We start from the raw sequence: 2,831 nt of genomic DNA on the forward strand, positions 1-2,831 counted from the left end.
GGGCGGGGGGGGGGCGGGCCACCCGGGGCGCCCCGCGTAGCGGCCCCCGGGGGCGGGGGCCCGGGGCTGGGGGGCCGGGGGGCCTCCCCCCCCCCCCCCCGCTTCGCGGGGCGGCAGGCCCGACTCCGGGTGGATGTAGCGGGACAGGGTCTCCAGCGCCAGGTCCTGCCAGGCCGCGGCCCGCAGGACCTGGCCCTGCGTCCCCGCCGGGAGGTCCAGCACCGCGTGCAGCCCCGCCGCGATGCCCGACACCGCCACCCGGCCGGAGACGGCCGCGACCAGTTCGTCCCGGCGGCGCCGGTACTGCAGCCGCATCCCGCGTACGTGCCGGTCGTAGGCCCCGGACCGGATGAACTCGGCCAGGGTCAGCTGCTCCAGCGCGCTCGACGTCCAGTCGGTCCGCCCCTTCGCCGCGACGACCTCGTCCAGCAGCCCCGGCGGCACCACCATCCAGCCCATCCGCAGCCCCGGCGCGAGCGATTTGCTGGCCGTGCCGAGGTAGACCACCCGGTCGGGGTCCAGCCCCTGCAACGCCCCCACCGCCTGGCGGTCGTAGCGGAACTCCCCGTCGTAGTCGTCCTCCAGGATCAGCCCGCCCGTGGTCCGCGCCCAGTCGACCGCCGCCGCCCGCCGGGCCGGGGTCAGTGCCACCCCGGTGGGGAACTGGTGGGCGGGGGTCAGCAGCACCGCCCCCGACTCCCCCGTCAGGTCCGGCGTCCGCGCCCCCGCGCCGTCCACCGTCAGCGGCCGGGTCCGCAGCCCCGCCCCCGTGAGCAGTTCCCGGTGCAGGTCGAGGCTGTACCCCTCCACCGCGACCTCCCGCACCCGGCGCGCCCGCAGCACCCCGGCGAGCAGGGTCAGGGCGTGCACGAACCCCGCGCACAGCACGATCCGTTCCGGGTCCGCGTACACCCCGCGCGCCCGCGCCAGGTACCCGGCGAGCGCCTCCCGCAGTTCCACCCGGCCGCGCGCGTCGGCCCCGTACCCGAAGGCCTCGTTCGGTGCGTCGGTCAGTGCCCGCCGGGCCGCCGCCAGCCAGCCGGCGCGCGGGAAGCGGCCCAGGTCCGGGGTGCCGGGCACCAGGCTGTACGAGGGCCACTGCGGCGCCGGCTGCCGGGCCCGGGCGGCGCCGGCGGGCCGCCGCGGCCGGGCCCGTTCCGCGACGCGGGTGCCGGAGCCCTGCCGGGCCGTGAGCCAGCCCTCGGCGACGAGCTCGGCGTACGCCTCCGCCACCGTGTTGCGCGCGATCCCGAGGTCGGCGGCGAAGGACCGCGAGGACGGCAGCCGGGTCCCGGGCGCCAGCCGTCCGCTGCGCGCGGCATCGCGCAGCGCCTCGACGAGCCCGGCCCGCAGACCGCGTCCGGCGGTGAGGTCCAGGTGCAGGTCGGCGCCGAAGTCGGCACGGAAAGTGGCCCATGATTCCGTCATGGATATGGACCATATCGGCGGGCCGCATGTTTCCTAGGGTGGAGACATGACCACCACGCACGAGCACGCCGACGCATACGCCCCCGAGCACACCCCCCGCCTGGGCTGGGCCAAGCACGCACCCGACGTCTACAAGGCCATGGCGGGCCTGGAGATCGCTTCGAAGAAGGGCCTGGACCCGGTCCTGGTCGAGCTGGTCAAGATCCGCGCCTCGCAGCTGAACCACTGCGCGTTCTGCCTCGACATGCACACGAAGGACGCGCTCGCCGCGGGCGAGACGGTCGAGCGGATCATCCAGCTCAGCGCCTGGGAGGAGTCGCGCCACTTCTACACGGAGAAGGAGGCCGCGGCGATGGCGCTGACCGAGGCCGTGACCGTCCTGACCGACGGTTTCGTTCCCGACGAGGTGTTCGAGAACGCGGCGAAGCACTTCGAGGAGAAGGAGCTCACCCAGCTGATCGCCGCGATCGTGACGATCAACGCCTGGAACCGCTTCGCGGTGACCACCCGCATGGTCCCGGGCCACTACAAGCCGGGCATGTTCAAGTAGTCCGGCCGCAAGGAGCGGTCCGGCCGCCGGGATCCCGGGCGTCAGTCCGGGCGGAAGGAGCCCAGGGCCGCCGTCATGCGCACCCGGACGGTCTTGGCCTCCCCGGCCGGGCCGACGGCCATGAGCACCCACCGGCTCTTGTCGGAGGCGACGACGAGCCGCCCGATGGCGTGGGCGGTTCCGCCGGTCTCCCCGTCGGGGATCTCGTAGACGATCTCGCAGCCGGGGCCCTCCGTCGTTTCCAGCGAGAGCCGCCGGTAGCCGTCGCGGGAGCTCAGCTCGCCGGTGCTCTGGACCAGGACCTCGCACGGGTTGTCGGGCCCCCCGGTGACCCGGAAGATCTGGAGCAGGGCGCCCCTGCCCTGCTCGGGGCGGTACAGCGTGCCGGTTCCGGCCCCGGACTCGGACGTGCTGAGCTGCCAGCCGGGGGGAACCGCGACCCGGAAGCCCGATCCGGCGCTGCGCAGCACCTGATAGCCGCCGGGCAGGCCCGGCGGGTCCGCCGACAGGTACGAGACCCCCAGCGCGCCCCCGCCGAGGACCGCCGCCGCGCCCACGGCGATCGCCGCCCGGATCCACCACCGGCGGGCCCGGCGCCGCGCGGGCGGCGCATCGGCCGGGGCGCCACCCGGGGCGCCGCCCGGCGGGTGGGCGGGCTTCGGCGGCAGGCCCGCCCACCCGGGGGCCGGGGCCGCCGGCGCCCCCCCCCCGGCCGGGGCCGCCCGCGGGGGGGCCGGCGGGCGCGCCCCCCCGCCCCCCCATTTGCGCCGCCCCCCCCCCCCGCCAGTTGACCGGGCAGCTCTGGTCCTCGCCGACGGACCACACGCCGAACGCCACCTGACTGTTGACCATC

The 2,831-nt window shown here is 76.6% G+C and carries 3 protein-coding genes; 1 reads left to right on the forward strand and 2 read right to left on the reverse strand.

The features are described from left to right. Positions 1-1,428 (reverse strand): PLP-dependent aminotransferase family protein (locus ACFXA3_RS40290; RefSeq protein WP_385196048.1); only part of this gene is annotated, 1,428 nt, incomplete at its 3' end. Positions 1,429-1,474: 46 nt separating this feature from the next. Between ACFXA3_RS40290 and ACFXA3_RS40295 the strand changes: the two genes are divergently transcribed. Continuing rightward, positions 1,475-1,978 (forward strand): carboxymuconolactone decarboxylase family protein, encoded by a 504-nt coding sequence (locus ACFXA3_RS40295; RefSeq protein WP_385196051.1) that lies wholly within the window; start codon positions 1,475-1,477, stop codon positions 1,976-1,978. Between the two features lie 41 nt (positions 1,979-2,019). On the opposite strand, the gene ACFXA3_RS40300 is transcribed toward ACFXA3_RS40295, so the two are convergent. Then, positions 2,020-2,535, reverse strand: coding sequence for a hypothetical protein (locus ACFXA3_RS40300; protein WP_385196053.1), 516 nt, complete (start codon positions 2,533-2,535; stop codon positions 2,020-2,022). Positions 2,536-2,831: the final 296 nt, after the last annotated feature.

Origin of the sequence: Streptomyces sp. NPDC059456, from assembly GCF_042750055.1 — a bacterium.
In the GTDB taxonomy this organism is placed as follows: Bacteria; Actinomycetota; Actinomycetes; order Streptomycetales; family Streptomycetaceae; genus Streptomyces.

What these genes read in the sequence shown, in the direction of transcription:
- ACFXA3_RS40295 (WP_385196051.1), top strand. Translation starts at nt 1,475, where the DNA reads ATGACCACCACGCACGAGCACGCCGACGCATACGCCCCCGAGCACACC.